Raw genomic sequence first — 22,789 nt, forward strand, 5'->3', positions numbered from 1 at the left:
GCATGCTAGACTGCCCTTTCGCCGCCTCGACAGGAGAAAGGACGCGCCATGTCTCTCGACGATCTCCACCTCAACCTGCGCAACCTGACGCCGGATGACTATCCCCAGCTCAAGACGCTGATGGACGCCGTCTACGACGATATCGGCGGCGCCTGGCCGGAACACACCATGGAGCGCCTGATCGAGGAGTTTCCGGACGGCCAGATCGGCATCGAGGACGACGAGCGGCTGGTCGGCGTCGCTCTGACGGTGCGGGTGGACTACGACGACTTCTCCAATCCTCATCAGTACGATGACCTGATCGGCCAGCGCGAGATCATCCTCAACGATGCCGAGGGCGATGCCATGTACGGCCTCGACGTGCTGATCCACCCGGCCTATCGCGGCTATCGGCTGGGCCGGCGGCTCTACGAGGCGCGCAAGGAACTGTGCCGCTCGATGAATCTGCGGGCGATCCTCGCCGGCGGCCGCATTCCCCAGTACCACCAGTACGCCGATGAGCTGTCCCCCACCGAGTACATCGACAAGGTCGCCCGCAAGGAGATCCACGACCCCATCCTGTCGTTCCAGCTGGCCAACGACTTCCAGGTCAAGCGTCTGCTGCGCAAGTACCTACCCGAGGACGAGAAATCCCAGGGCTACGCCACCCTGCTGGAGTGGAACAACATCCTCTTCGAGCCGGCGGAGCGAGTGCTGGAGACGCGCCGCACCCAGGTGCGCGTCGGCGCGGTGCAGTGGCAGATGCGTGAATTCGCCTCGGTGGAGGCGGTCCTGCAGCAGGTCGAGTACTTCGTCGACGCCCTGGCCGACTACCAGAGCGACTTCGCGGTCTTCCCGGAGCTGTTCAATGCCCCGCTGATGGGCCTGCAGGATCGCGCTGCCCAGCAGGATCAACTGGCCGCCATCCGTTTCCTCGCCGGCTTCACCGAGCGCTTCAGGACCGAGCTGTCACGCATGGCGGTCTCCTACAACATCAACATCGTGGCCGGCTCGATGATCGAGGTGGGCGAGGACGACCACCTCTACAACGTTTCCTATCTCTGTCATCGCGACGGCACTGTCGAGCGCCAGGCCAAGCTGCACATCACCCCCCAGGAGCGTCGCGACTGGGTGATCGAGGGCGGCGACGAACTACAGGTCTTCGAGACCGACGCCGGTCGGGTCGGCATCCAGATCTGCTATGACGTGGAATTCCCCGAACTCTCGCGCCTGCTCGCCGACCAGGACATGGACATCCTCTTCGTGCCCTTCTGGACCGACACCAAGAACGGCTACCTGCGCGTACGCCATTGCGCCCAGGCGCGGGCCATCGAGAACGAGTGCTATGTCGTGTTGTGCGGCAGTGTCGGCAACGTGCCCTCGATCGAGAACCTCGACATCCAGTATGCTCAGTCCTCGGTGTTCTCGCCCTCGGACTTTTCCTTCCCCCACGATGCGGTGCTCGCCGAGACCACGCCCAACACCGAGATGATCATGTTCTCGGATCTGGACCTGAACCGCCTCAAGGTGGTGCGCAACGAGGGCTCGGTGACCAACCTCAAGGACCGCCGTCAGGACCTGTTCGACCTGCGCTTGCGCGACTGGTCCTGGAAGTCCGGGGGTCGTGACGTAGAGGAAGGCTGATACCGTGCTTCGACGCCTGCAACGCTGGCGTGCCGCGCGTTTCGAGGCGCGCCATCCTTTCCCCGAGCATGACTGGCGAGAGGCCCGGGCGAGGCTGCCGTTGCTCGCCGCCCTGCCCGATGCCACGGCCGGCCGGCTCGGCCACCGGGCCTGGCGCTTCGCGCACGACAAGCGCCTGAGCCTGCATCCCGACCTGGTGGCCGAGCATTTCGAGTTCGACGGCCCCGCACGCCTGGCCCTGGCCGCTCAGGCCTGCCTGTTGACCCTCGGCTGGGGCGAGCGTGACCATCACGATGCCCTGGCCAGTGTCCACGAGATCCTGGTCCTGCCCGAGGCCTTTCACCGTCGGGTCGAAGAAATGGACGAATTCGGCGTGATGCACGAGTACGACGACGAGCGCGCCGGCGAGACCTCGCACCAGGGGCCGGTGGTGGTCGCCTATCCGGACCTGATGGCCAGCGGTGGCCTGGACGGCTTCAATGTGTTGATCCACGAACTGTCCCACAAGCTGGACATGGGCAACTCGCTGGATGCCGACGGTTTTCCACCGCTCTCGAGCGACATGGATCCCCGGGAATGGCACCGCGTCTTCACCGCCGTCTGGGACGATCTTCAGGCAAGGCTCGCACGCGACGAGGCCACGCCCATCGACGACTACGCCGCCAGTCACCCCGGCGAATGCTTCGCGGTCGCCTGCGAATATTTCTTCACCGCGCCCCGGACGTTGCATGACGCCTATCCGGCCCTCTACGACCTGCTGTCACGCTACTTTCGTCAGGATCCAGCCTCCGAGTACGCGTATTAAGCGAACCGCCTACTCGGCAAGCAGACACCGCCCCGAGAGTGAACGGGGCAGTGTCCGGGGCTTCTCGGAGGCGCCCTACAAGGTCATGAAGGGCGCAGACTCACCATCGGTAAACCGATAGACATTCCAATCCTCCTGCTTCGGGCCGGGCATGCCAGGCGTACCGCTCGGCATGCCGGCAAGTCCGAGACCATCGATATCGGGTCGTTGCTCATACAAGGTTTCCAGGGCGGCCATGGGCACATGCCCTTCGATCCAGTAGTCGCCCATCTCGATGGTATGGCAAGCCCCGAGGCCATGGGGCAAGCCGGCGGCCGACTTGATCCGGTTCATCTCGGCGTCATCGACGATCGTCACCTCGATCCCCAAGTCCTCGAGATGTCGAGCATAGCCATCGCAGCAGCCGCACTGCGGGTTCTTGTAGAGCGTCGCCGTGTCGGGCAAGGCGGCATGGGCCGTGGAAGCGCCCGCCAGCAGCACAGTGGACAGCATCAGGGAAGCGAGACGACGGTTCATGAGCGAACTCCTCGGTCGGATTTGGAACGGGGCGCAAAGAGGTACTTGATCAGGGCCGCGATGCCCAGGCCAAGCAGCAGGATGACGGCGGCGGGCATTAGCCAGCCCAACCAGCCCATGGTTGCCATCATGGAAAAGCATTCATTGGTCGTCATGGCGAGATCCTCGACGAACGTACGATGAACTTACGGTGGCAGACACGTGCACCACCGGATAAGGGTCGATCGTTCGGTCAGGCTCTGGGCGGGCGGCGCGGCGGCTGGGGAATATGATCGATCATGGCCGGCGCAGGGCCACCGGCCAGCGGCTCGGCCCTGGTGTCCGGCAACACGGCGTGGGCCGGCACGGGGGAGCAGGCGACGCACTCCGGCTCGCCGACATCGCTCGGGTCGACCTGGCTCATAACGCAGTCCGACGCACATGCCGCCGTGGCGGGCGCCACCAGGAGCGGACCCGACACGACAAGCACGAAGAGCAGCGCCAGTAGACGGCTCCCTCGCGTTCGATATCGCAATGTCTCAGGTTCGCTCATGGTCATGTCCCGCCAGCATGGTCCCCATGCAACTCAAGTATCCTGCCACCCACCGGCCCGCCCCTCAAGACGCCCGAACGCGACGCCCGCCTCTTTCGACAAGCGCCCCACCAGCCAATCCCATAACCTGGCCGCCTCGTCGCGGGGACGTCGCCGCGCCGGACGTACCAGCCAGAATCCTTCATCGCTGGGCACCGCCAGGGCCAGCGGCGTCACCAGGTCGTCTCGCCCTTCGAGCAGGCGGCGATGCGTCAGGGCCACGCCTCCGCCCTGGGCGGCCAGTGCCAGGGTCATGACCTGGCTGTCGCAGGTCAGGGCAGAGCACCTCGTTTCCAGGCCCGGCTGACCGGCCTGTTCCAGCCATGTCGGCCAGCCCACGGCGAAGCCGACCGCATGCAGCAGGGTATGCCCCGCCAGGTCCGACGGCCCGGCGATCTCCCGGGCCAGTGCCGGAGCACAGGCCGGCAGCATCGATTCCTCGCCGAGCGACACCGCTTCCACTCCCTGCCAATCGCCACGCCCGTAGCGAATCTCGATATCCGCACCCTCCGGTCCAAAGTCGTCGGGCCAGATCGCGCTGACCAGGCGCACGGCGATCTCTGGATACGCCCGCAGAAAGGCCGGCAGGCGTGGCGCCAGCCAGTTCTGCTGAATCACCGGCGTCGTACGCAGCGTCACCTGGGCATCATTGCCGGCCCCGCCGAATACCTCGCTGGTGCCCTCGCCAAGGCGCATGAAGGCATCCTGGATGGAAGGCAGCCAGGCCTGGCCCACCGGCGTCAGACTCAGGCTGCGGGGATGTCGCACGAACAGCTTCTGCCCCAGGCGGTCCTCGAGCAGACGGATGCGTTGGCTGATCGCCGCCTGGGTCACGCCCAGTTCATGACCGGCGGCAGTGAAACTGAGAGTGCGTGCCGCCGCTTCGAAGGCCTGCAGCCATCCCAGGGGAGGCAATCCTGTCATGGAGCATATCTCATCATGGAAAAGTCACACATAAGCTGAGCTTGGTCATAGGGGCCAGATTAATCGTTTGTCAGTGCCTCGGGCAATCGCCACCCTGTGCACCACACGAATCACAGGAGGCAACCATGACGACTGCCACCCCGTCCGAGACCCGACAGACCCGCGCCATCTGGCCCATGGGCGAGTTGACCGATCACAGCGGCAGCTACGCCCTCGTCGACGCCCTGACCAGCGGTGCTCGGGTGACTCTGACCTGGGAGGACCGTCAACAGGCACACTTCCCGCTGAGCTGGCTGCGCGACCACTGCCCCTGCACAGAGTGCCGCCACACCGCGACCCGAGAGCGCCTGTACATTCCGCTCGAGCTTCCTGACTCGGCCCCCGAGGCACGCCTCGAAGACGGCAACCTCGAGCTTACCTGGGCCGACGGCCACCTCAGCCGTTTCGACGCCGGCTGGCTCCGACAGCGCCGCCCCGGCCAGGAGAGCGGCGACCATGTTCCCGCTCGCCGTCCCTGGACCGAAGGCTTCCAGCCGGCCCGTGTCGCCCACGTCGACTTCGTGGATGGCGCCGCCGGAGAGCGCGAATGGCTGACCGCCCTGCTGCGCGATGGCCTGGTGTTGCTCGAAGACGGCCCCCTGGCCGACGAGGAGGTCCGTCGCCTGGCCGAGCGCATCGGCCCCTTGCGCGCCACCAACTTCGGTGCCCGCTTCGACGTGCGCTCCAAGCCCAACCCCAACAACGCCGCCTACACGGCGATCGGCCTGCCGTTGCACACCGATCTGCCCAACTGGCGCCAGCCGCCGGACATCCAGTTGCTGTACTGCCTGGAAAACGACGCCGAAGGTGGCGAGTCGACCTTCACCGACGGCTTCGCCGCCGCCGAGGCGCTGCGTGAACGTTCACCGGAAGCCTTCCGGCTGCTCAGCGAGACGCCCATCGACTTCCGTTTCCAGGACGATGGCCACGACATCGCCTGGCGCGCGCCCATCATCACGCTGGACCATGACGGCCAACTGCTAGAGATCCGTTTCAACAACTGGATCCGCGACTCTCTCCGCCTGCCTCTGGAACAGGCCGACGCCTGGTATCGCGCCTATCGCGAATTCTGGGACCTGGTGCACGACCCGCGCCAGCGCCTCGAGTTCTCCCTGCTGCCCGGCCAGATGATCGCCTTCGACAACCGCCGCGTGCTCCATGGGCGCAACGCCTTCGACCCCAACAGCGGGCGTCGTCATCTGCAAGGCACCTATCTCGACCTCGACCTGCTCGAGTCGCGCCTCCGGGTCCTGGCACGTTCCGCCTGACGCACGGCATTTCCCGTTTGAACCCATCATCGCCGGGCGTACCCGCCCGGCCGCAAGGAGAATAATATGCGAGTCCGTTCGACATCCGCCCTGTTGAGTCTGCCCCTGACCCTCGGCCTTGCCGCGCCGACGGTGGCCGACGATGCCACCCTGGACTTCGGCGTGCCGGCCTGGCCCGGCATCACCGTCAAGACCGAGATCGCCGCGCAGTTGCTGGAACCCCTCGGCTATGAGACGCGTTCCGAAGAACTCGGCATGCAGGTCGTCTACCAGGGGCTCGACAGCGGGGATCTGGATGTCTTCCTCGGCGGCTGGCTGCCGGCTCAGGACAGCATCTACACCCCGCTCGAAGAAAGCGGCGCCATCACCTCGCTGGCCAACAATGTCGACGGGGCACGCATGACCCTGGCCGTTCCCGAGTATCTCCATGAACAGGGCATCCAGAGCTTCGACGATCTGGACGCCAACCGGGATCGCTTCGACGGCAAGATCTTCGGTTTCGGCGCCGGCTCCGCGGCCAGCGAGATCCTCAACGAGGCCATCGACAACGATGCCTGGGGCCTGGGTGACTGGCAACTGGTGGATACCAGCGTGGTCGGCATGCTCACCGCCGCCCGCGACGCCATCTCCCGCGAGAAGCCCATCGTCTGGGTCGGCTGGACGCCCCACTGGATGAACCTCGATCTGGACATGCGCTATCTCGACGATCCGAAGGACCTGTTCGGCGAGAACAACGGCGCCAGCCAGGTGCTGACCGTGGCCCGAAGCGACTACGCCGAGGCGCATCCCAACCTGGTCGACTTCTTTGCCGACTTCACCTTCTCCGCCGAAGAGCAGAGCTGGATGATTCGCGAGTTCGGTCAGAAGGAACGAGGCGTCGAAGCCGTGGCCCGACAGTGGCTGAGCGAACACCCCGAGCGCGTCCAGGCCATGCTGGAAGGCGTGACGACGCGTGATGGTGACCCGGCCTGGCCAGCGGTCAAGGGCACGTTCGATCAGGATTCTGCCGAATAAGGCGATGTCGCGTCGCACGACGCGATGATGCCCGATGGCCGCTTTGGCCATCGGGCTCTCTGCCGTATCCTGTGGCGGGACGTTTACCAGGAAACCGTGCGCCCCATGTCCCGCCCACTCGGCATCCTCTGCATCACCCTGCTCGCCCTCGTCTCCCTCGGTCTGCTGTGGCAATGGCTGGCCATGCAGGATCTGCTCACCGTAGACCACCTGATGACCCTGGCCAAGGGCTCGGTCGCCTGGCGCGACGCCAACTGGGCGGTACTGGTGGTGATCGCCGTGTATGCCGGTGCATCACTGGTGATGTTTCCGCTGAGCCTGCTGGTTGCCCTGACCGGCCTGCTGTTCGGCCCCTGGTGGGGATTCGCCTACGCACTGGCCGGCACCCTGGCGGCCTCCGTCCTGACCTGGTGGATCGGCCGCCGATTGGGGCGCGACGCCTTGATGCGTCACGGCGGCAAGCATCTCAAGGGACTCTCCCGCTACCTCTCGGGTCGCGGTATCCGCACCATGACGGTAGTCAACCTGCTGCCACTGGCCCCTTTCACCCTGACCAACATGATGGCCGGCGCCTTTCATCTTCGCTTTCGCGACTACATGATCGGCTCGACCCTGGGGATCGTGCCGGGGTTGGCGGGCGTCACCCTGCTGGGCAGTCAATTGGGCGAGCTGGTCACGGCGCAGAGTGCCCGGGAAGTGATCCTCGCCCTGCTCGGGCTGTTGGCGGGTATCGGGGTACTCTACGGCCTCAAGCGCTGGGCGGAGCGACGTCGCCGCCGCTGAAGAAGATCATTCCGAAGGAACCTCGGGTTCACTATGTCGACCGCCCGGCCACCAGGAGGGGCGCTCTTGCTCCCACTCCTCCTGTACCAGGTGGCGCAGCAGCCGACCCCGGTAGCGCAGCATCTGCCACTCGGCACCCAGGCGGCCCCGCACCCTGTCCCAACCGCCATCGTCGGCGTGGGTGAAGGGCCCACCCCGGGCGATGACCTCGCGATAGACCAGCAGGCAACGCTCGGCGCAACGTCGCTCATCGTAGTCCGCCGCCGTCTCCAGCGCATGCCGGCGCAACGGTTCGCGACATCGCGGGTCAGCCAGCTCGTCCAATGCACGCGCCAGCGCCTCGGCATCGTCTTCCGGCAGCAGGCGACCGTTGTCGCCATCCACCACCACTTCGACGACACCCGGCGCGGCGACCGCCACCACCGGAAGACCCGCTGCCATCGCCTCGGCCACCACCATGCCCTGGGTCTCGCTATGCGATGCGAAGGCAAAGACGTCCATGGCGTGGTAGGCGTCGATCAATGCCCGCCCCTGCAGGCGCCCAGTGAAGTGAAAGCGCGCCGCCACGCCCCGCTCCTCGGCGATCTCCTGCATTTCTTCGGCGGCATCGCCGTCGCCGACGATCAGGAAATGCGCCTCTGGCCGCTCGAGCAGCGCCAGTGACACCGCTTCGGCCAGGAAAGGCAGGTTCTTCTCCTGGGCCAGCCGCCCCAGATGGCCGATGACATAGGCGTCGTCGGGAATGCCCAGGCGACGCCGACAGTCCTCGCCATTGCCGAGCGCGAAGCGCGCCGTGTCGACGCCGCTCGGTACCACCCGGATCGCCGAATTGGCCTCACGCTCGAGCAGCAGGTCGCGAATGCTCTCGCTGGGCGCGATGACGCTGTCGCACAGCCAGCTGTACTGGGTGGCCAGCGCGATGGCAAAACGCTGCATGCGTGGCGAATCCCCGGGCACATAATGGGTGTAGTGCTCATAGAGGGTATGGTGGGTGAACACCAATGGCAGGCCGTAGGTCTCGGCGGCACGCGCTGCGGTATCGCCCAGCAGGAAAGGATGGTGGGAGTGGACGATATCCGGCTCGAAGTCCTCGATGGCCTCGTAGAGTTGCCCGGGCATCGGCACCGGCAGGGAAAAATCACTGCCATTGAAGTGCTGCACCGCGGCCACTCTTACCACATCCGTCTCGTCCTCGGGCTGCCCCTCCAGGCGTGGCGCCACCACCAGCACACGATGACCGGCCATGCACAGCTGACGCTTGAGCCGCTGTACCGACTCGCTGACCCCACCGACGATCGGTTGATAAGTATTGGTGAACATCAGCACATTCACTGGGGCGACTCTCCTGTCAAAACACGGCGGGGAGGCACGCGCGACGGCACGCGACCTGCCATCTCCCGTTCGAGATAGGCGATAAAGGCGCGGATCCGCAGGGGCACATGGCGGCGCTGATGATACACGGCATGGAAGTCGGCACGCACGCCCCGCCACTCCGGCAGCAGCTCGACCAGTTGCCCGGCGGCCAGGTCATCGTACGCGTCCCACCAGGAACGCAGTGCCACACCATGGCCGTCGCGGGCCAACCGGCGGATCACCTCGCCATCGTTGCTGGCCATGGGACCCGCGACCTTTACCGCGCGTTCCTCGCCCGGGGTGTCACGATGCTGGAACCGCCACACGGCGTAGTCGCTGCCGTTCTCGCGGATCACCAGACAGGGATGCGACGACAGGTCGCGGGGATCCCGCAGTGGCGGCATCGTCTCCACATAGGCCGGGGCGGCGCACAGCACACGCCGGTTGGGGAGAATACGTCGCGCCACCAGACGGGAGTCCGGCGGCTCGCCGACCCGGATGCCGATATCGAACCCCTGATCGAACAGGCTGGCGGGAAAGTTGGTCAGCTCGAGGCTGCCTTCGATACGCGGATGCCGGGCGCAGAAGGACGAGAACAACGGCGCCACATGCTGCCGACCGAACCCGAAGGTGGCATTGATGCGCAACGGGCCGGACAACTCGGCGCGATGATCGCACAACGTTTCCTCCAGCTCGCCGAGCTCGTCGAGGATCGCCGCCCCTCGACCCAGGTAGAGCTCGCCCTCGGCGGTCAGCGTCAATCGCCGAGTGGTGCGGCTGGCCAGGGCTACGCCCAGGCGCGTCTCGAGCTGCTTGAGCCGCTTGCTCACCGCCGAGAGCGAGAGCCCCAGCTCACGGGCGGTGGCGGTCAGGCTGCCGGCTCGGGCCAGGCGCTGGAAGAAGGCAAGGTCATCGAGTTGAGACAAGGTATTCTCCACTCATGCGCAATAATACCTTTCATTCTAGGCTGATTATCTCTTCCGGCCCAGGGCGTAGGCTGTCCTCTGACCCGGGCAATCGGCGCCCGACCATACACCGCGGAACATCAGGAGGAGCGACATCATGACCCATCGCATCGCCATCATTCCCGGCGACGGCATCGGCACCGAGGTGGCGCCGGAGGGCCGGCGCGCCCTGGAAGCCGCCGCCCGACGCTTCGATATCGCACTCGACTTCGAGACCTTCGACTTCGCCAGCTGCGACTATTACCTCGAACATGGCCGAATGATGCCCGAGGACTGGCGCCAGACCCTCGGCGAGTTCGACGCCCTGTTCTTCGGCGCGGTGGGGTGGCCGGAAAAGGTCCCGGACCATGTATCGCTATGGGGATCACTGCTGCAGTTTCGCCGTGAATTCGACCAGTACGTCAACCTGCGTCCCTGCCGACTGCTGCCCGGCATCAAGAGCCCGCTGGCCAACCGCCGCCCCGGCGACATCGACTTCTACGTGGTGCGCGAGAATACCGAGGGCGAATACTCCAGCGTCGGCGGCACCATGTTCGAGGGTACCGAGCGCGAGGTAGTCATCCAGGAGACGGTGATGACCCGCACCGGCGTCGATCGGGTCCTGAAATACGCCTTCGACCTGGCCGCCAGTCGTCCCCGCAAGAAACTCACCTCGGCCACCAAGTCCAACGGCATCGCCATCACCATGCCCTGGTGGGACAAGCGCGTGGCGGCGATGAGCGAGCACTATTCGCAGGTCTCGGTCGACCAGTTCCACATCGACATCCTGACCGCCAACTTCGTGCTGCATCCCGACTGGTTCGACGTGGTGGTGGCCAGCAACCTGTTCGGCGACATCCTCTCCGATCTGGGCCCGGCCTGTACCGGCACCATCGGCGTGGCGCCCTCGGCCAACATCAACCCGGAAGGACGCTTCCCGAGCCTGTTCGAGCCGGTGCACGGCAGCGCGCCCGACATCGCGGGTCGCGGCATCGCCAATCCCATCGGCCAGATCTGGTCCGGCGCCATGATGCTCGAGCATCTCGGCTATCCCGAAGCCGGCCGCGCCATGCTCACCGCCATCGAAGCGGTGCTCGACGAGGGTAACGAACGTCTACTGACACCGGACCTCGACGGCCAGGGCTCGACAGAGGCCCTTGGCCGAGCCATCGCCGAGCGTATCGCAAGCTGATCGAGAGGCGAACAAGGATCGTGCGTGACGCCCCGCATCGTTGATCGGCCTTGCGTCCCGACCCGAGCCACTATCCCTGAAACGGACCCGTCGCTCGGGTCAACCGTGGCAGGTGAGATCAGCCTTCCCGCTGACCATCGACGAGCCGGCCGAGGCCCTGCGGGTTATGCCCCTTGAGGGCATCCGGCAGCAGCGCATCCGGCATGTCCTGATAGCAGACCGGGCGCAGGAAACGGAAGATCGCCGCGGTGCCCACGGACGTGGTGCGCGAATCCGACGTCGCCGGGAAGGGACCTCCATGGACCATCGCATCGCACACTTCGACGCCGGTCGGCCAGCCGTTGACCAGAATCCGTCCCGCCTTGCGCTCGAGTGTCGGCAGCAGCGTACGGGCGGCATCCAGATCGGCATCGTCCATCTGCAGCGTGGCAGTGAGCTGGCCTTCCAGATGCTCGGCCAGCCTGACGAGCTCCTCGACATCCGCGCATTCGACCACCAGCGAAGCGGAGCCGAAGACTTCCGCTTGCAGCGCCTCGCTGGCAAGGAAATCCGGTGCCGAGGTCGCGAACAGGCCGGTTCGGCACTGATTGGGGCCCTCGCCTTTCCGGCCACGGGCGATTTCGCGAACCCGGCCACTGCTCGCCAGTGCAGCAACGCCACCTTCGTAGGCCTCGAAGATGCCCGGGGTGAGCATGGTCTGGGCGGCGCTGGCCTCGACGGCGTCTCCGGCGGCTGCCAAGAAGTCATCGAGTCCCTGGCTCTTGATCGCGATCACCAGCCCCGGGTTGGTACAGAACTGGCCGGCTCCCATGTTGAGTGAACCGACGAAGGCTTCACCCAGCGCCTTGCCACGCGCTTCGAGCGCCGCCGGCAACAGGAACACCGGGTTGATCGAACTCATTTCGGCGTAGAAGGGAATCGGCTCGGGACGCGACTGGGCAGCCTGCCATAGCGCCAAGCCGCCGCGACGCGAACCGGTGAAGCCGGCCGCCTTGATCCGCGGGTCGGAGACCAGCGCCTGGCCGATTTCGCGGCCGGAGCCGAACAGCAGGGAGAACACGCCTTCCGGCAGGTCGCACTTCTTGACCGCTGCCTGAATCGCACGACCGACCAGCTCGCTGGTACCGGGGTGTGCGGAATGCGCCTTGACGATCACCGGGCAGCCGGCGGCCAGGGCGGACGCCGTGTCCCCACCGGCAACGGAGAAGGCCAGCGGAAAGTTGCTCGCGCCGAACACGGCCACCGGACCGAGGGCAACATGACGCTGACGCAGATCGGCGCGCGGCAGAGGCTGGCGATCCGGCAATGCAGGATCGACGCGCACATCGAGCCACTCACCGGCGCGCACGGTCCTGGCGAACAATCGCAGTTGCCCGCAGGTCCGTCCCCGTTCGCCCTCGATTCGCGCCCACGGCAAGCCGGTCTCGGACACCGCGCGCTCGATCAAGGCATCACCTGTCGACTCGATCTCGTCGGCCACGGTCTCGAGGAACGCGGCACGCGTCTCCAGCGACGTTTCGCGGTAACCATCGAACGCCGTCCAGGCCAGTTCGCAGGCACGCTCGACGTCGGCCCGGGTCCCCCCGGGATACGTCGGCTCGAGGCGCTCGTCGGTGGCCGGATTGATGGCCTGGATGGCCTCATGACGGCCTTCGATAGCCTGCTGGCCGATCAGCAACTTGCCTTCCAATATCATGTTCGTCTCCTTGACGCCTGTCCTTTCCCCCTGGACGCACAGAGGACCCAGGGCGCGAACGTAACCTCGCTTCGATCCAACCGCCGTTTCATGACTCGCGGATGGAAACGGACCACTGCGCATACCACTCGCGGAACAGCGCGTACTGTTTCTCCACATAGTGGCGTTGTGCATCGCTGAGGGCATCGGTTTCGTTGAAGTGCAACGCGTATTCGCGTTCGCCGTTCAGCACCATGAGGTGCTTGTAATACAGCACCAGATCCGGTCCCTCATCGAAGGAAGACAGCACACCCAGGGCCGTTTCGAGTTCCTGAGCCTGGCGGCGCGCCTTGACGTCGCCCCGAGCGGCCTGCTTGCTCAACGAGACGAGGTGCAGGACCTCCCGCGGTAGCGCGTTGCCGATGCCGGTGATCGCACCGGTCGCACCACAGTTGACGAAGCCATGGAACACCGTGGTGTCGACGCCGACCATCAGAGTGACGTCGTCGCTCAGAGAGGTGATGTTTTCCGCCGCGTAGCGCAGATCGTCGGCGCCACCGAACTCCTTGAAACCGATCAGGTTCGGGTGCTCTTCACGCAACGCGAAGAACAGGTCGGCACGAGTGGCAAAGCCATAGTAGGGGCTGTTGTAGATCACCGCCGGGAGGCTGGGCGCCGCCTTCAGGATGGCGGAAAAATGCGCCTTCTGGGCCACCACCGAGGTGCCGCGCGACAGCACGCGGGGAATCACCATCAACCCCTTGGCGCCGACCTTGGCGGCATGAGCCGCGTGGGACACGGCCTCCCTGGAGTTCACTGCACCAGTGCCCACGATCGTCGGCACGCCGGCAGCAACCAGTCGCGCCACGCCCTCCTGGCGCTCTGCCTCGGTCAACAGCGGCCAGTCTCCCATCGATCCGCAATACACCACGGCGCTCATGCCGGTCTCGATGAGTTCTCGTCCCTTGGCGACGAGCGCGTCGTAATCCGGTTTCCGCTCTGGTGTGCAGGGCGTCATCAGGGCAGGAATACAGCCAGTAAAAATATTGTCGCTCATCGTTGCTTCCTCTGAGGTTTCTCGGACCCGTCCAGTGCATGGGTTGTCGTTCTTTTTATATTTTATACAATCTTCAAAAAGATTTTTGAAGTCATCCCAACCAAAAAGATGGCCATTGCCGGGACGCCTCTTTCCCACGCTGGACAACACGGCCTCATCGAGCGCCATATGGCGACTTTCCAGAATGACCAACGGCTCATGTATACTGTATAAAACTTCCTTTTCGAGCCGCCGACCCCACCATGGCCTACAAGACCCGCGCCCAGTTCGTTGCCGATGATATCCGCCACCGTATCCTGAGCGGCGAGTTCCCCGGGGGTACCCAGTTACGCCAGGATGCCCTGGCGGCGGACTATGACGTGAGCCGGATTCCAGTGCGCGAGGCACTGCTCACCCTGGAAGCCGAGGGCCTGGTCGAGTTCTACCCGCACCGCGGCGCCTTCACTACCGAACTCTCGGTGTCCAAGATCCGCGAACTCTTCGACTTGCGAGTACTGCTGGAGGGGCATCTGCTGCGACAGGCCATTCCTCGGATGACCGAGCCCGTCCTGCACAAGGCCGGACAGATTCTCCTGGAATATGATGCCGCCCTCGACAGCGGCAGCCAGATCGACAACTGGAGCGACTACAACTTCGCTTTCCACGAGGCGCTCTACAGCCCCGCCGGCCTCCCCGAGGCCATGAACCTGGTATCGCAGCTCAATACCAAATCGGACCGCTATATCCGCATGCAGCTGCTGTATACCCGAGAGATCGAGAAGGCCGAGCGAGAACACCACGATCTGCTCGAGTTCTCCAGGCAAGGCAAGGCCGACGCCGCCTGCGAACTGCTGGAGCGGCATATCCTGGAAGCCTGCGAGGGGATCGTCGCCGTGCTGGAGGGGCGGGTCCAGGCCAGTCAGACGCCCGACACCCCCCACCTGCAACATCAGAAGTAGCGATTACGGGGCAGCCCTTCCGGCCAGGTCCTGCCAGTCGGGCCACCCGTTCCGATAGGCGCTTAGTCAGATGCCACCACCGACTTGAGGTATTGGCCGACCTCGGAGTGATGCTGGATCGAGGAGACCGGCAGGATGGTCTCGGCCGGCCCCCAGGCGAAGACATTCACCGGGGTATGGGTATGGGTGCCGGTGCCCCAGACGACATTCTGCTCGGTACCCAGGACACGTCCCAGGATATCGCCCCGATCGTTATAGGGGTAGAACGCATCGAAGTCCTGAATGGCCGGGACTTCCTCGGCCTCGAGGTAACTGTGCCCTTCCACGTGGTAGGGGTTCGGCTTGTCGGCCAGGACCGCTTCCGCCTGCGCCTCGTCGATCTGGAAATCGCTGTTGGCATTGACCATTTCCATCAGGCGAGCCGGCGTTCTCTGCTCCTCTTCAAGTGCCCCGAATTCGCTCAGCAGCGTCGCGAAGCTAGCCTTCTGCTGGTAGAGGGAATCGAGAATCGAGAAGTCGCCAAAATTGAAGTTGGGAGCATAGTCCCGCTCCGCGAAGGCTGGCCCCGACTTCGCCTGCGGTTCCGGCAGGTTGGCCGATGAGTAACTGAGCCCGAACGCGCCCGTTTCATGATCCGCCGTGACCAGAATCACGGTGTCGTCGCGTCCTTCAGCCCATTCGTGGACGCCCTGAACCGCTTCCTCGAACTTGACCATCTCGTTGAGCATGGTACCGGCATCGTTCGAGTGCCCGGCCCAGTCGATCTGACCGCCCTCGACCATCAGGAAGAAACCGTCTTCGTCCTGCTCGAGCCTGTTCAGTGCCGTCTGCGTCATCTCGTGCAGGGTCGGCTCGAGGCGCTCGGCGTCGCCCTTGGTATTGCGATACTCGATACCATCGGCCATGCCGGAGTTGGCGAACAGGCCCAGCAGCTTGTCGCTCTGGCTGGCCTCGAGTTGCTCGCGGTTGAACGCCAGGCCATAGCCCTTTTCGGCGGCTTCCACGAGCAGGTTTCGATCGTCCTGGCGCTTGGAGACCGGCTCATAAGCGCCATCCATCAGGCTCGCGACCTCGGCATCCTCGCTCGCCGATTGCGGCACCCAATGGCGCAACCCGCCCGAGAGCATGACATCGGGCCCCACCTCGAGCATGTCTTCGGCAATCGCGTTCTCCAGCGAACGATGGGGCTGGTGGGCGGCGAAGGCCGCAGGCGTGGCATGGGTCAGGCGAGTATCCGAGACCAGGCCGGTCGCCTTGCCCTGGGCCTTGGCCAGCTCGAGTACCGTCTCGACGGGATTGCCCTCCGCATCGATACCGATCACCTCGCTACCGGTGAAGACACCGGTCGATAATTGCGTGGCGGAGCAGGCGGAATCCACGACGACGGCATCCTCGGGATGCGTCAGGGAGAAACCGACGACACCTTCCTTGGCCAGTCGGTGGAACGCCGTCGACTCGCCATCGTAGATGGAATCGGGGGCCTGATTGGCATAGGTCTCCAGCAGCCCCACCTGCTGGGGCCCCATGCCGTCCCCGATCATCAGGATCACGTTCTTGATCTCGGCGGCATTGGCCGGCGCCGCGACCGCAGCCAGCAACACGCCGCCAAGCAGGGGGCCGACTGTCGTCTTTTGCTTCATGCAAGATGTCATGCTTCATCCTTCTTGTCGTTTATTCTCGGCAATGCGCGATGGCGCACTGCATTACGATCTATCATCCGCACTCTTTAATTCAACTCTGTTACCGAGCCAGTCTCCTCCTGAGATGTCCCATCAAGAATACTCAGCTCATCCTTGAATCCCACGTTCATGTCAGGCCACCCAGCCGCCCTACCAGCAGCCGGGCGCCCCCGTCGGTGATCCGGCCGATGACGGCACCATGAAGGGGCACCCACGACATGGTCAGAACACGCCGTTCAGGAGTTCGTGGCGACACCCGGGACAGCGGTGTCCTCCTGCGACTCGCCGGTCCGCCAGATGGCGATATTGGCGTAGCCGTAGAAGATGGTGATCAGCAGCACCAGCATGTGGTACCAGAGAAACGGCAGATAGGAGAGCGTGGAGACACCCAGCGTCATGGCCATGAAGACACCGCCATCCGTCCAGGGCACCATGGGCGTGGTGATGGTGCCACCGGCTTCGGCGTTGCGGGACAGCACGCGACGATCAATACCTTGCTTGTCGTAGTTCTTCTCGGTAATGGTGCTGGCAGTGATCAACGAGACATAGGCCGCTCCGCCGAAGAAGTTGCCGAAGAAGCCCCCCAGCATGGTGGAGATCGTCAGACGACCGGGATTGTCGGCCCAGCGCAGGAAGCCGTTGCTGATCGTCTGCAGCACACCGACACGCTCCATCAACCCGCCGAGCCCCAGGGCGAACAGGATCAACGCGATGACCCCGAGCATGGATTCGATGCCACCCCGGTTGAGCAGCGTGTTGAGGAAGTCCACATCGGACTGCATGGCATTGCCGACATAGGCAGTCCGCATCGCATCGAGCGGTGCCACATCCTGGGCGAGCCAGGCGCAGAGGATCCCCATCACGGCCCCGAAGGTGATCACCGGGATGGCGGGATAGCGGCGAATCAGCAGGCCGATGACGACAACGGCCGGCAGCAGCAGCCATCCATTGATGGTGAAATGTGACTGCAGGGCCTGCATGGCCATGTCGGCGCGTTGCGTATCGACGCCCTCTCCGACATAGAAGAAGCCCACCACCAGGAACAGCAGGGCGGCGATCAGGGCGGCGGGGCCGCTGACCAACGACATGGAACGGATATGGTCCACCAACCCGACCCGGCACAGCGACGCCGTCATCACGGTGGTATCGGACAGCGGTGACATCTTGTCGCCCACATAGGCGCCGGAAATCACCGCCCCCGCCACCAGCGGCAATGGGATGCCAAAGCTATGACCGATGCCGATCATGGCGACCCCGGCGGTCCCTGCCGTGCCGAACGACGTCCCCGTGGACAGGGAAGTGACGGCACAGATGATGAAGGCCGCACACAGGAAGATCTGCGGATTCATCACCGACAGGCCGTAGTAGATGATGCTGGGCACGATGCCACCGGCGATCCAGGTGCCGATCAATGCCCCCACGGTCGTCAGCACCAGCACGGCTTCCATTCCATTGTGGATACCGTCGATCAGCCCTTTCTGCATGGCGTCATAGGACAGCTTGAGCTTCACCCCGAGCCCCATCACCAGGAACCAGGACGTGAACAGCGCCAACTGGATCGGCAATTCGAAGACGTTGATGAACAGGAACATGATGGCGATAAACCCCACCATCACGGCACCCACTTCACCCAGGGAAGGCAGGCGGCCCCCCGCTTGCTGCTCGTTCATGACTCACTCCACTTGTTGTTGTCGCAATGTTGATTGGCTTGATGCCGGCCAGCGCCGGCCTGACTATCTGGCAAAGCGTGCCAGCCGGTAGGGGGCCAGCGACGGCAGTGCCGACTCTGTCGACTCCCTCTCGGGAGAGATGAACTGGCTGACCAGGCGAGCAGTGACTGCCGCCTGGGTCAGCCCGAGATGGTGATGTCCGAAGGCGAGCCAGACCCGGCCTTCGGGGCCGGTCCGGTCGATGATCGGCAGTGAATCCGGCAAGGACGGGCGGAATCCCATCCAGGGGGTCGCATCCGCCTCGTCCAGAGGACGGGAGAACAGGCCGTGTGCCAGCTCGCGGAGCCGCCAGGCACGCTCCATGTGCGGCGGTCGCTCGAGACCGGCGAACTCCACGGTGCCGGCCAGGCGCAATCCCTCGGCCATGGGCGTCATGATGAAGCGCCGCTCCAGGGAGGTGACCGCCATGGAGATCCGCTCACCTTCCCGTGGCAACATCAGGTGGTAGCCACGCTCGGTATCCAGCGGAACCCGTACCCCCGTCAGTTCGGCAACCAGAGGCGCCGAGTGGGCACCGGCGGCGACCAGCACCTTAGGCACCGCCAGACTGCCCTCGCTCGTCTCCAGGCGGACGCCACGGGCATCGGCCCGAGCGCTTTGCACGGTGGCCCGAGAAAAACGCACTCCGGCGGCCCTGGCGGCCCTCACCAGTTCCTTTACCACCCAGAGGGGATCGATCACATGACCGGTCTCGGGAAAGAAGAGGCCTCCGCGGATACGCTCCGACAGTTCGGGAACCCGACGACGGACTTCCTCACCGTTCAACCATTCCTGCGCGACGCCCTGGGCGGCGAAGCGTGCCGCCGACGCTGCCAGGGCATCCGCTGTCTCGGCCTTCTCGTGCACCAGCAGAGAACCGTGCCCACAAAGCAGGTCGGAACGTCCGATGGACGCCAGCAGCTCCCGCCAGGCCACCAGACTCGCTTCATTGAGCGCTCGGATACCTGCCACGCTGTGCCGATAGGGGGAGGGGCGCAGGTTCCACAGCAATCGCACCAGCCAGGGAGTGGCCTTCGGCAGGTACCGCCAGTCCAGCCGCAGCGGTCCCAGTGGATCCATCAGCATCCCGGGGATACGCTTCAACAGAGAGGCATCGGCGATGGGGAAGATCTGCTCGGTGGCCAAGTGACCGGCATTGCCGAATGAAGCCCCCATGCCCGGCTCGTCGCGGTCCAGCACCCGCACCCGAAGGCCCTGGCGAGCCAGTTCCAGGGCACAGGCAGTGCCGACCACGCCGGCACCGACTACCACGATGTCAGCATCGTCAAAGGCAGTATCCGCCGTGGATCGAACTTGCGGGGAGGCCTTCGGATCGGGGCTCGCCTGGGTCATGATCGTTCTACTCGCTTGAAGGGCGCCTGAGATGCGTTCCGTTGAATGTATAAAATATATAATCTATCTTGGCAAGCCTGGTCGACCAGGATCGAACCACCCGGTCATCCCCAACACACAACGAGAGGACGATGCATGAAGCGCATCCAGGTGCTCGATTCCCATACCGGTGGAGAACCAACGCGGCTCGTGATGGAGGGCTTTCCCGATCTCGGCAAAGGGAACTTGCGTGAGAAGCTCGAACGGCTGCGTGGCGAGCACGATCGCTGGCGCACCGCCTGCATGCTGGAACCACGGGGGCATGACGTTCTGGTCGGCGCCCTGCTCTGCGAGCCGGAGACGCCGGAAGCCACCTGCGGGGTCATCTTTTTCAATAACAGCGGCTATCTGGGCATGTGTGGCCACGGCACCATCGGCCTGGTGGCCTCGCTGGCTCATCAGGGCCGGCTAATGCCAGGCCGACACTGGATCGATACGCCGGTGGGGAGTGTCGAGGCCACACTGCATGACGAGGGAGACGTGACGGTGCGCAATGTGCCGGCCTATCGCTATCGCCAGTCGGTACCCCTGGAAGTGCCCGGCCATGGTCGAGTGCATGGCGACATCGCCTGGGGCGGCAACTGGTTCTTCCTGATCAGCGATCACGATCGACGCCTAACGCTGGACAACGTCGATGCCCTGACCGACTTCACCTGGGCGATCCGCCAGGCACTCGAGGCACAGGGCATCACCGGTGAAGACGGTGGAGAGATCGATCATATCGAGCTGTTCGCCGAGGATTCTCGCGCCGACAGCCGCAACTTCGTGCTCTGCCCCGGCAAGGCCTATGACCGCTCGCCCTGCGGCACCGGCACCAGCGCCAAGCTGGCCTGCCTGGCTGCCGACGGCAAGCTGGCTCCCGGCCAGTCCTGGCGTCAGGCCAGTATCACCGGCAGCGAGTTCGTGGCCCATTACGAACCAGAGGGCGACCGGATTCGCCCCTACCTGCGCGGCAGAGCCCATATCAGCGCGGAAGCCTCACTGCTTGTCGACGAGACGGATCCCTTCGCCTGGGGCATCGCCGCCGACACTTGATACTCATGTCGTCACCCAGGCTCCCTCGATGATGCGCACCCTGTCGTCGGCCAGGTTGTCGAGCAGGTTGCGCCCCATCTCGCTGAAGATGTCACCGAAGAGATCGGCCGGCCCGGGCAGTGCGGCCGATGACTGGTGATCCGATTCCTGACGACCGTGCTTGCGACGCCAGGCCAGTGCCTCGGCGGTGACATCAGTGACATCGACCGGCTGGAAGCCCGCCGTTTCCAGCCGCTGCTCCAGGCACCACCGCGTCTGCAGGTGGCTCGTGGCTCGCTCCCTGGCCCAGGGCACCGGCAGCGTCAAGGCGGCCGGGTTGTCGCCGGCCACCACTTCATGCAACAACACCCGCCCCCCGGGCGCCAGCAGACGATGCCATTCTGCCAGCACCGCTTCCATATCGGGCATGTTCATCAGCGCGTGCTGGCACCAGACGACATCCACGCAGGCATCCGACAACGGGGTCGCGGCAGCATCGGCGCAACCGAACCGAGTACGTGACGACAGGCCCGTGGCACGACTCAGCCAGCCGGCGACCTCGACGAAGGGCGCGGTGATATCGATCCCGACCACCTCGACGCCATGCTCCTCGGCGAGTAACCGGCTGGCGCCGCCGGTCCCGCACCCGACGTCCAGCACTCTGTCGCCCGGCGAGAGCGCGCCGAGCCTCGCCAGTGAGCGGCTGGCTCGCCGCCCTCCCAGGTGCAGTTGATCGATACCGGCAATGTCATCGAGGGACAGCCGGTCCGGGTTACGTCCGCTGGCGACAAAGGCCCGACGCAACCTGCCGACCAAGGTTTTGCGATTTCCATCTTCCGTTCCGCCGGCGCCGGCATAGTGCCGGGCCAACCGCTCGGCATCCCGGGACGTGCCTGCCTGAACCCCTCCATTGCGGCTCTCTACACCACGGCCACCGTTCGTCATTCTCTTTTCTCTCCCTTGCCGCCGCTCCCGCTATCCATGGCGCGAGCCGCCTGTCTCGAGTAGCAAACGACGGCACATCGCACAAATGTATAACATACATTATCAATAGCACCACATACGCTGGAGGTGCGGGCGAACCGGCCCGCCGGTCTATTCACTCGATAACCACAAGGATACCTTCATGACACTGGAACGACGCCAGTTTCTCACCGCTTCCATGGCCCTCGGGGCTGCCGTTGCCACACCTAGCCTGCTGGCCGGTACCCCGACACCATCACGTTACCCGGACAGTACCTGGCAGGTCATCGACGAACGCTTCGAGCGATACATGCTGTTCAACACGCCGCTGGAGCGCCAGTGGACGGGCGGCCTGTGGCTCGAGGGACCGGCCTGGAACGCCGTGGGTCGCTATGCCGTCTTCAGCGACATCCCCCGGGCACGGCAGATGCGCTGGGACGAGGTCACTGGCGAGGTCTCGGTGCTGCGACGTCAGGTGGGGCACTCGAACGGCCATACCTTCGATAACCGAGGACGCTTGATCGCCTGCGAGCATTCCCCCGCCCGCGTGGTTCGCTACGAATGGGACGGCAGCATGAGCGTGCTGGCCGAACACCATGACGGCAAGCCTCTCAATGCCCCCAACGATATTGTCGCCCTGGACAACGGCGGCCTGATCTTCACCGACCCGGGCTATGGCGCCCATGTCGACTATGAGGGGCAACGTCGCAAGCTACAACTGGATACGGCCGTCTACTACTGGGAAGACGGCATGGACGAGCCCCGGGTGCTGACCACCGAGCTCTACAAGCCTAACGGCATCGCCCTGGGGCCGGACGGTCGCAGCCTGTACATCACCGATACCGCGCCCTCCCATCATCCGGACCAGCCGGCCACCATCACGCGCTTCACCCTGGCCGAGGGCGGTAAGGCCCTGCAGGACGCGAAGCGACTCGTCGAAAGCCGCGAGGAAGGATACGACGGTCTGACCTGCGACGCGGATGGCAATCTCTGGGTGGGGACCTCCGGCGGTGAGGGCATCGACGGCGTCAGTGTCTTCACCCCGGATGGCACCTTGATCGGACGCATCCTGCTTCCCGAGATCTGCGCCAATGTCTGCTTCACGGGAGAAGATCGCAACCGCCTGCTGATGACCGCGAGCCAGTCGATCTACACGCTTTATACTGCCGCTCGCGGCGCCTGAAGGCACTGCGATGCCTCCGCTCCCGGCGTGGCTTTTCATTATCGCACCCGCCTCTTTCATCAAGTCGACGCCGGGTCTTGAGCCCTCACCCGACAGTGATGAAGGTAGCGAGGCCAATAACGAAACCACGACCGGGAGCAACATGAT

General features: G+C 64.6%; 21 protein-coding genes. 9 read left to right on the forward strand and 12 right to left on the reverse strand.

From position 1 onward, the window contains the following. Window positions 1-48 precede the first annotated feature (48 nt). Window positions 49-1,623, forward strand: a complete 1,575-nt coding sequence (locus tag LU493_RS00310) for a bifunctional GNAT family N-acetyltransferase/carbon-nitrogen hydrolase family protein (protein ID WP_275285782.1) — start codon at window positions 49-51, stop codon at window positions 1,621-1,623. A 4-nt stretch (window positions 1,624-1,627) separates the two neighbouring features. Beyond that, the gene (locus tag LU493_RS00315; RefSeq protein WP_275285783.1) at window positions 1,628-2,428 is read left to right on the forward strand and encodes a zinc-dependent peptidase; all 801 of its coding nucleotides are present in this window, start codon (window positions 1,628-1,630) and stop codon (window positions 2,426-2,428) included. A gap of 75 nt (window positions 2,429-2,503) precedes the next feature. Here LU493_RS00315 and LU493_RS00320 read toward each other — a convergent pair whose 3' ends face one another. The 4 genes from LU493_RS00320 to LU493_RS00335 all read right to left on the reverse strand — a co-directional run bounded on the left by LU493_RS00320 (window position 2,504) and on the right by LU493_RS00335 (window position 4,439). Continuing rightward, complete coding sequence (locus LU493_RS00320; protein ID WP_275285784.1) at window positions 2,504-2,944, reverse strand: DUF411 domain-containing protein; 441 nt, start codon at window positions 2,942-2,944, stop codon at window positions 2,504-2,506. Next, complete coding sequence (locus LU493_RS00325; RefSeq protein WP_275285785.1) at window positions 2,941-3,099, reverse strand: hypothetical protein; 159 nt, start codon at window positions 3,097-3,099, stop codon at window positions 2,941-2,943. The genes LU493_RS00320 and LU493_RS00325 overlap by 4 nt, the downstream gene beginning before the upstream one ends. A gap of 77 nt (window positions 3,100-3,176) precedes the next feature. Then, window positions 3,177-3,347: a hypothetical protein gene (locus tag LU493_RS00330; protein WP_275285786.1), complete on the reverse strand. Its 171-nt coding sequence runs from the start codon at window positions 3,345-3,347 to the stop codon at window positions 3,177-3,179. A 162-nt stretch (window positions 3,348-3,509) separates the two neighbouring features. Next, a complete protein-coding gene (locus LU493_RS00335) occupies window positions 3,510-4,439 on the reverse strand; it encodes a LysR substrate-binding domain-containing protein (protein WP_275285787.1) in 930 nt (309 codons plus the stop codon). A 125-nt stretch (window positions 4,440-4,564) separates the two neighbouring features. On the opposite strand from LU493_RS00335, the gene LU493_RS00340 reads away from it, so the two are divergent. The 3 genes from LU493_RS00340 (at window position 4,565) to LU493_RS00350 (ending at window position 7,543) form a co-directional block, all read left to right on the forward strand. Next, window positions 4,565-5,746 carry a TauD/TfdA family dioxygenase gene (locus LU493_RS00340; protein WP_275285788.1) on the forward strand — a complete coding sequence of 394 codons (1,182 nt, stop codon included), beginning with the start codon at window positions 4,565-4,567 and terminating at the stop codon, window positions 5,744-5,746. A 66-nt stretch (window positions 5,747-5,812) separates the two neighbouring features. Beyond that, window positions 5,813-6,760, forward strand: a complete 948-nt coding sequence (locus LU493_RS00345; RefSeq protein WP_275285789.1) for an ABC transporter substrate-binding protein — start codon at window positions 5,813-5,815, stop codon at window positions 6,758-6,760. Between the two features lie 105 nt (window positions 6,761-6,865). Beyond that, window positions 6,866-7,543, forward strand: a complete 678-nt coding sequence (locus LU493_RS00350) for a TVP38/TMEM64 family protein (RefSeq protein ID WP_275285790.1) — start codon at window positions 6,866-6,868, stop codon at window positions 7,541-7,543. Window positions 7,544-7,549: 6 nt separating this feature from the next. Here the strand turns inward: LU493_RS00350 and LU493_RS00355 are convergent, their stop codons facing one another. Together LU493_RS00355 and LU493_RS00360 are read right to left on the reverse strand one after the other, a co-directional pair. Further along, the gene (locus tag LU493_RS00355; protein ID WP_275285791.1) at window positions 7,550-8,875 is read right to left on the reverse strand and encodes a glycosyltransferase; all 1,326 of its coding nucleotides are present in this window, start codon (window positions 8,873-8,875) and stop codon (window positions 7,550-7,552) included. Beyond that, complete coding sequence (locus LU493_RS00360) at window positions 8,872-9,822, reverse strand: LysR family transcriptional regulator (protein ID WP_275285792.1); 951 nt, start codon at window positions 9,820-9,822, stop codon at window positions 8,872-8,874. The genes LU493_RS00355 and LU493_RS00360 overlap by 4 nt, the downstream gene beginning before the upstream one ends. 136 nt (window positions 9,823-9,958) lie before the next feature. On the opposite strand from LU493_RS00360, the gene LU493_RS00365 reads away from it, so the two are divergent. Further along, window positions 9,959-11,032, forward strand: a complete 1,074-nt coding sequence (locus LU493_RS00365; protein WP_275285793.1) for a tartrate dehydrogenase — start codon at window positions 9,959-9,961, stop codon at window positions 11,030-11,032. A 118-nt stretch (window positions 11,033-11,150) separates the two neighbouring features. On the opposite strand, the gene LU493_RS00370 is transcribed toward LU493_RS00365, so the two are convergent. Then, the gene (locus tag LU493_RS00370) at window positions 11,151-12,728 is read right to left on the reverse strand and encodes an aldehyde dehydrogenase (NADP(+)) (RefSeq protein WP_275285794.1); all 1,578 of its coding nucleotides are present in this window, start codon (window positions 12,726-12,728) and stop codon (window positions 11,151-11,153) included. Window positions 12,729-12,816: 88 nt separating this feature from the next. Next, window positions 12,817-13,764 carry a dihydrodipicolinate synthase family protein gene (locus LU493_RS00375; RefSeq protein ID WP_275285795.1) on the reverse strand — a complete coding sequence of 316 codons (948 nt, stop codon included), beginning with the start codon at window positions 13,762-13,764 and terminating at the stop codon, window positions 12,817-12,819. A gap of 242 nt (window positions 13,765-14,006) precedes the next feature. Between LU493_RS00375 and LU493_RS00380 the strand changes: the two genes are divergently transcribed. Continuing rightward, window positions 14,007-14,702, forward strand: coding sequence for a GntR family transcriptional regulator (locus LU493_RS00380; protein WP_275285796.1), 696 nt, complete (start codon window positions 14,007-14,009; stop codon window positions 14,700-14,702). A 62-nt stretch (window positions 14,703-14,764) separates the two neighbouring features. Here the strand turns inward: LU493_RS00380 and LU493_RS00385 are convergent, their stop codons facing one another. From LU493_RS00385 to LU493_RS00395, 3 genes are all read right to left on the reverse strand, one after another. Beyond that, window positions 14,765-16,342: an alkaline phosphatase gene (locus LU493_RS00385; RefSeq protein WP_275285797.1), complete on the reverse strand. Its 1,578-nt coding sequence runs from the start codon at window positions 16,340-16,342 to the stop codon at window positions 14,765-14,767. Between the two features lie 275 nt (window positions 16,343-16,617). Beyond that, window positions 16,618-18,051 carry a Na+/H+ antiporter NhaC gene (gene nhaC / locus LU493_RS00390; RefSeq protein ID WP_275285798.1) on the reverse strand — a complete coding sequence of 478 codons (1,434 nt, stop codon included), beginning with the start codon at window positions 18,049-18,051 and terminating at the stop codon, window positions 16,618-16,620. Window positions 18,052-18,114: 63 nt separating this feature from the next. Next, window positions 18,115-19,443 (reverse strand): NAD(P)/FAD-dependent oxidoreductase, encoded by a 1,329-nt coding sequence (locus LU493_RS00395; protein WP_275285799.1) that lies wholly within the window; start codon window positions 19,441-19,443, stop codon window positions 18,115-18,117. A 135-nt stretch (window positions 19,444-19,578) separates the two neighbouring features. Here LU493_RS00395 and LU493_RS00400 point away from each other — a divergent pair, with 135 nt between their 5' ends. After that, on the forward strand, window positions 19,579-20,517 hold the full coding sequence (locus LU493_RS00400; RefSeq protein WP_275285800.1) for a 4-hydroxyproline epimerase: 939 nt from the start codon (window positions 19,579-19,581) through the stop codon (window positions 20,515-20,517). Between the two features lie 3 nt (window positions 20,518-20,520). On the opposite strand, the gene LU493_RS00405 is transcribed toward LU493_RS00400, so the two are convergent. Next, window positions 20,521-21,441 (reverse strand): class I SAM-dependent methyltransferase, encoded by a 921-nt coding sequence (locus LU493_RS00405; RefSeq protein ID WP_275285801.1) that lies wholly within the window; start codon window positions 21,439-21,441, stop codon window positions 20,521-20,523. A gap of 181 nt (window positions 21,442-21,622) precedes the next feature. Here LU493_RS00405 and LU493_RS00410 point away from each other — a divergent pair, with 181 nt between their 5' ends. Continuing rightward, the gene (locus tag LU493_RS00410; RefSeq protein ID WP_275285802.1) at window positions 21,623-22,642 is read left to right on the forward strand and encodes an SMP-30/gluconolactonase/LRE family protein; all 1,020 of its coding nucleotides are present in this window, start codon (window positions 21,623-21,625) and stop codon (window positions 22,640-22,642) included. Window positions 22,643-22,789: the final 147 nt, after the last annotated feature.

It is taken from the genome of Halomonas elongata (assembly GCF_029081005.1).
GTDB lineage: Bacteria > Pseudomonadota > Gammaproteobacteria > Pseudomonadales > Halomonadaceae > Halomonas > Halomonas elongata_B.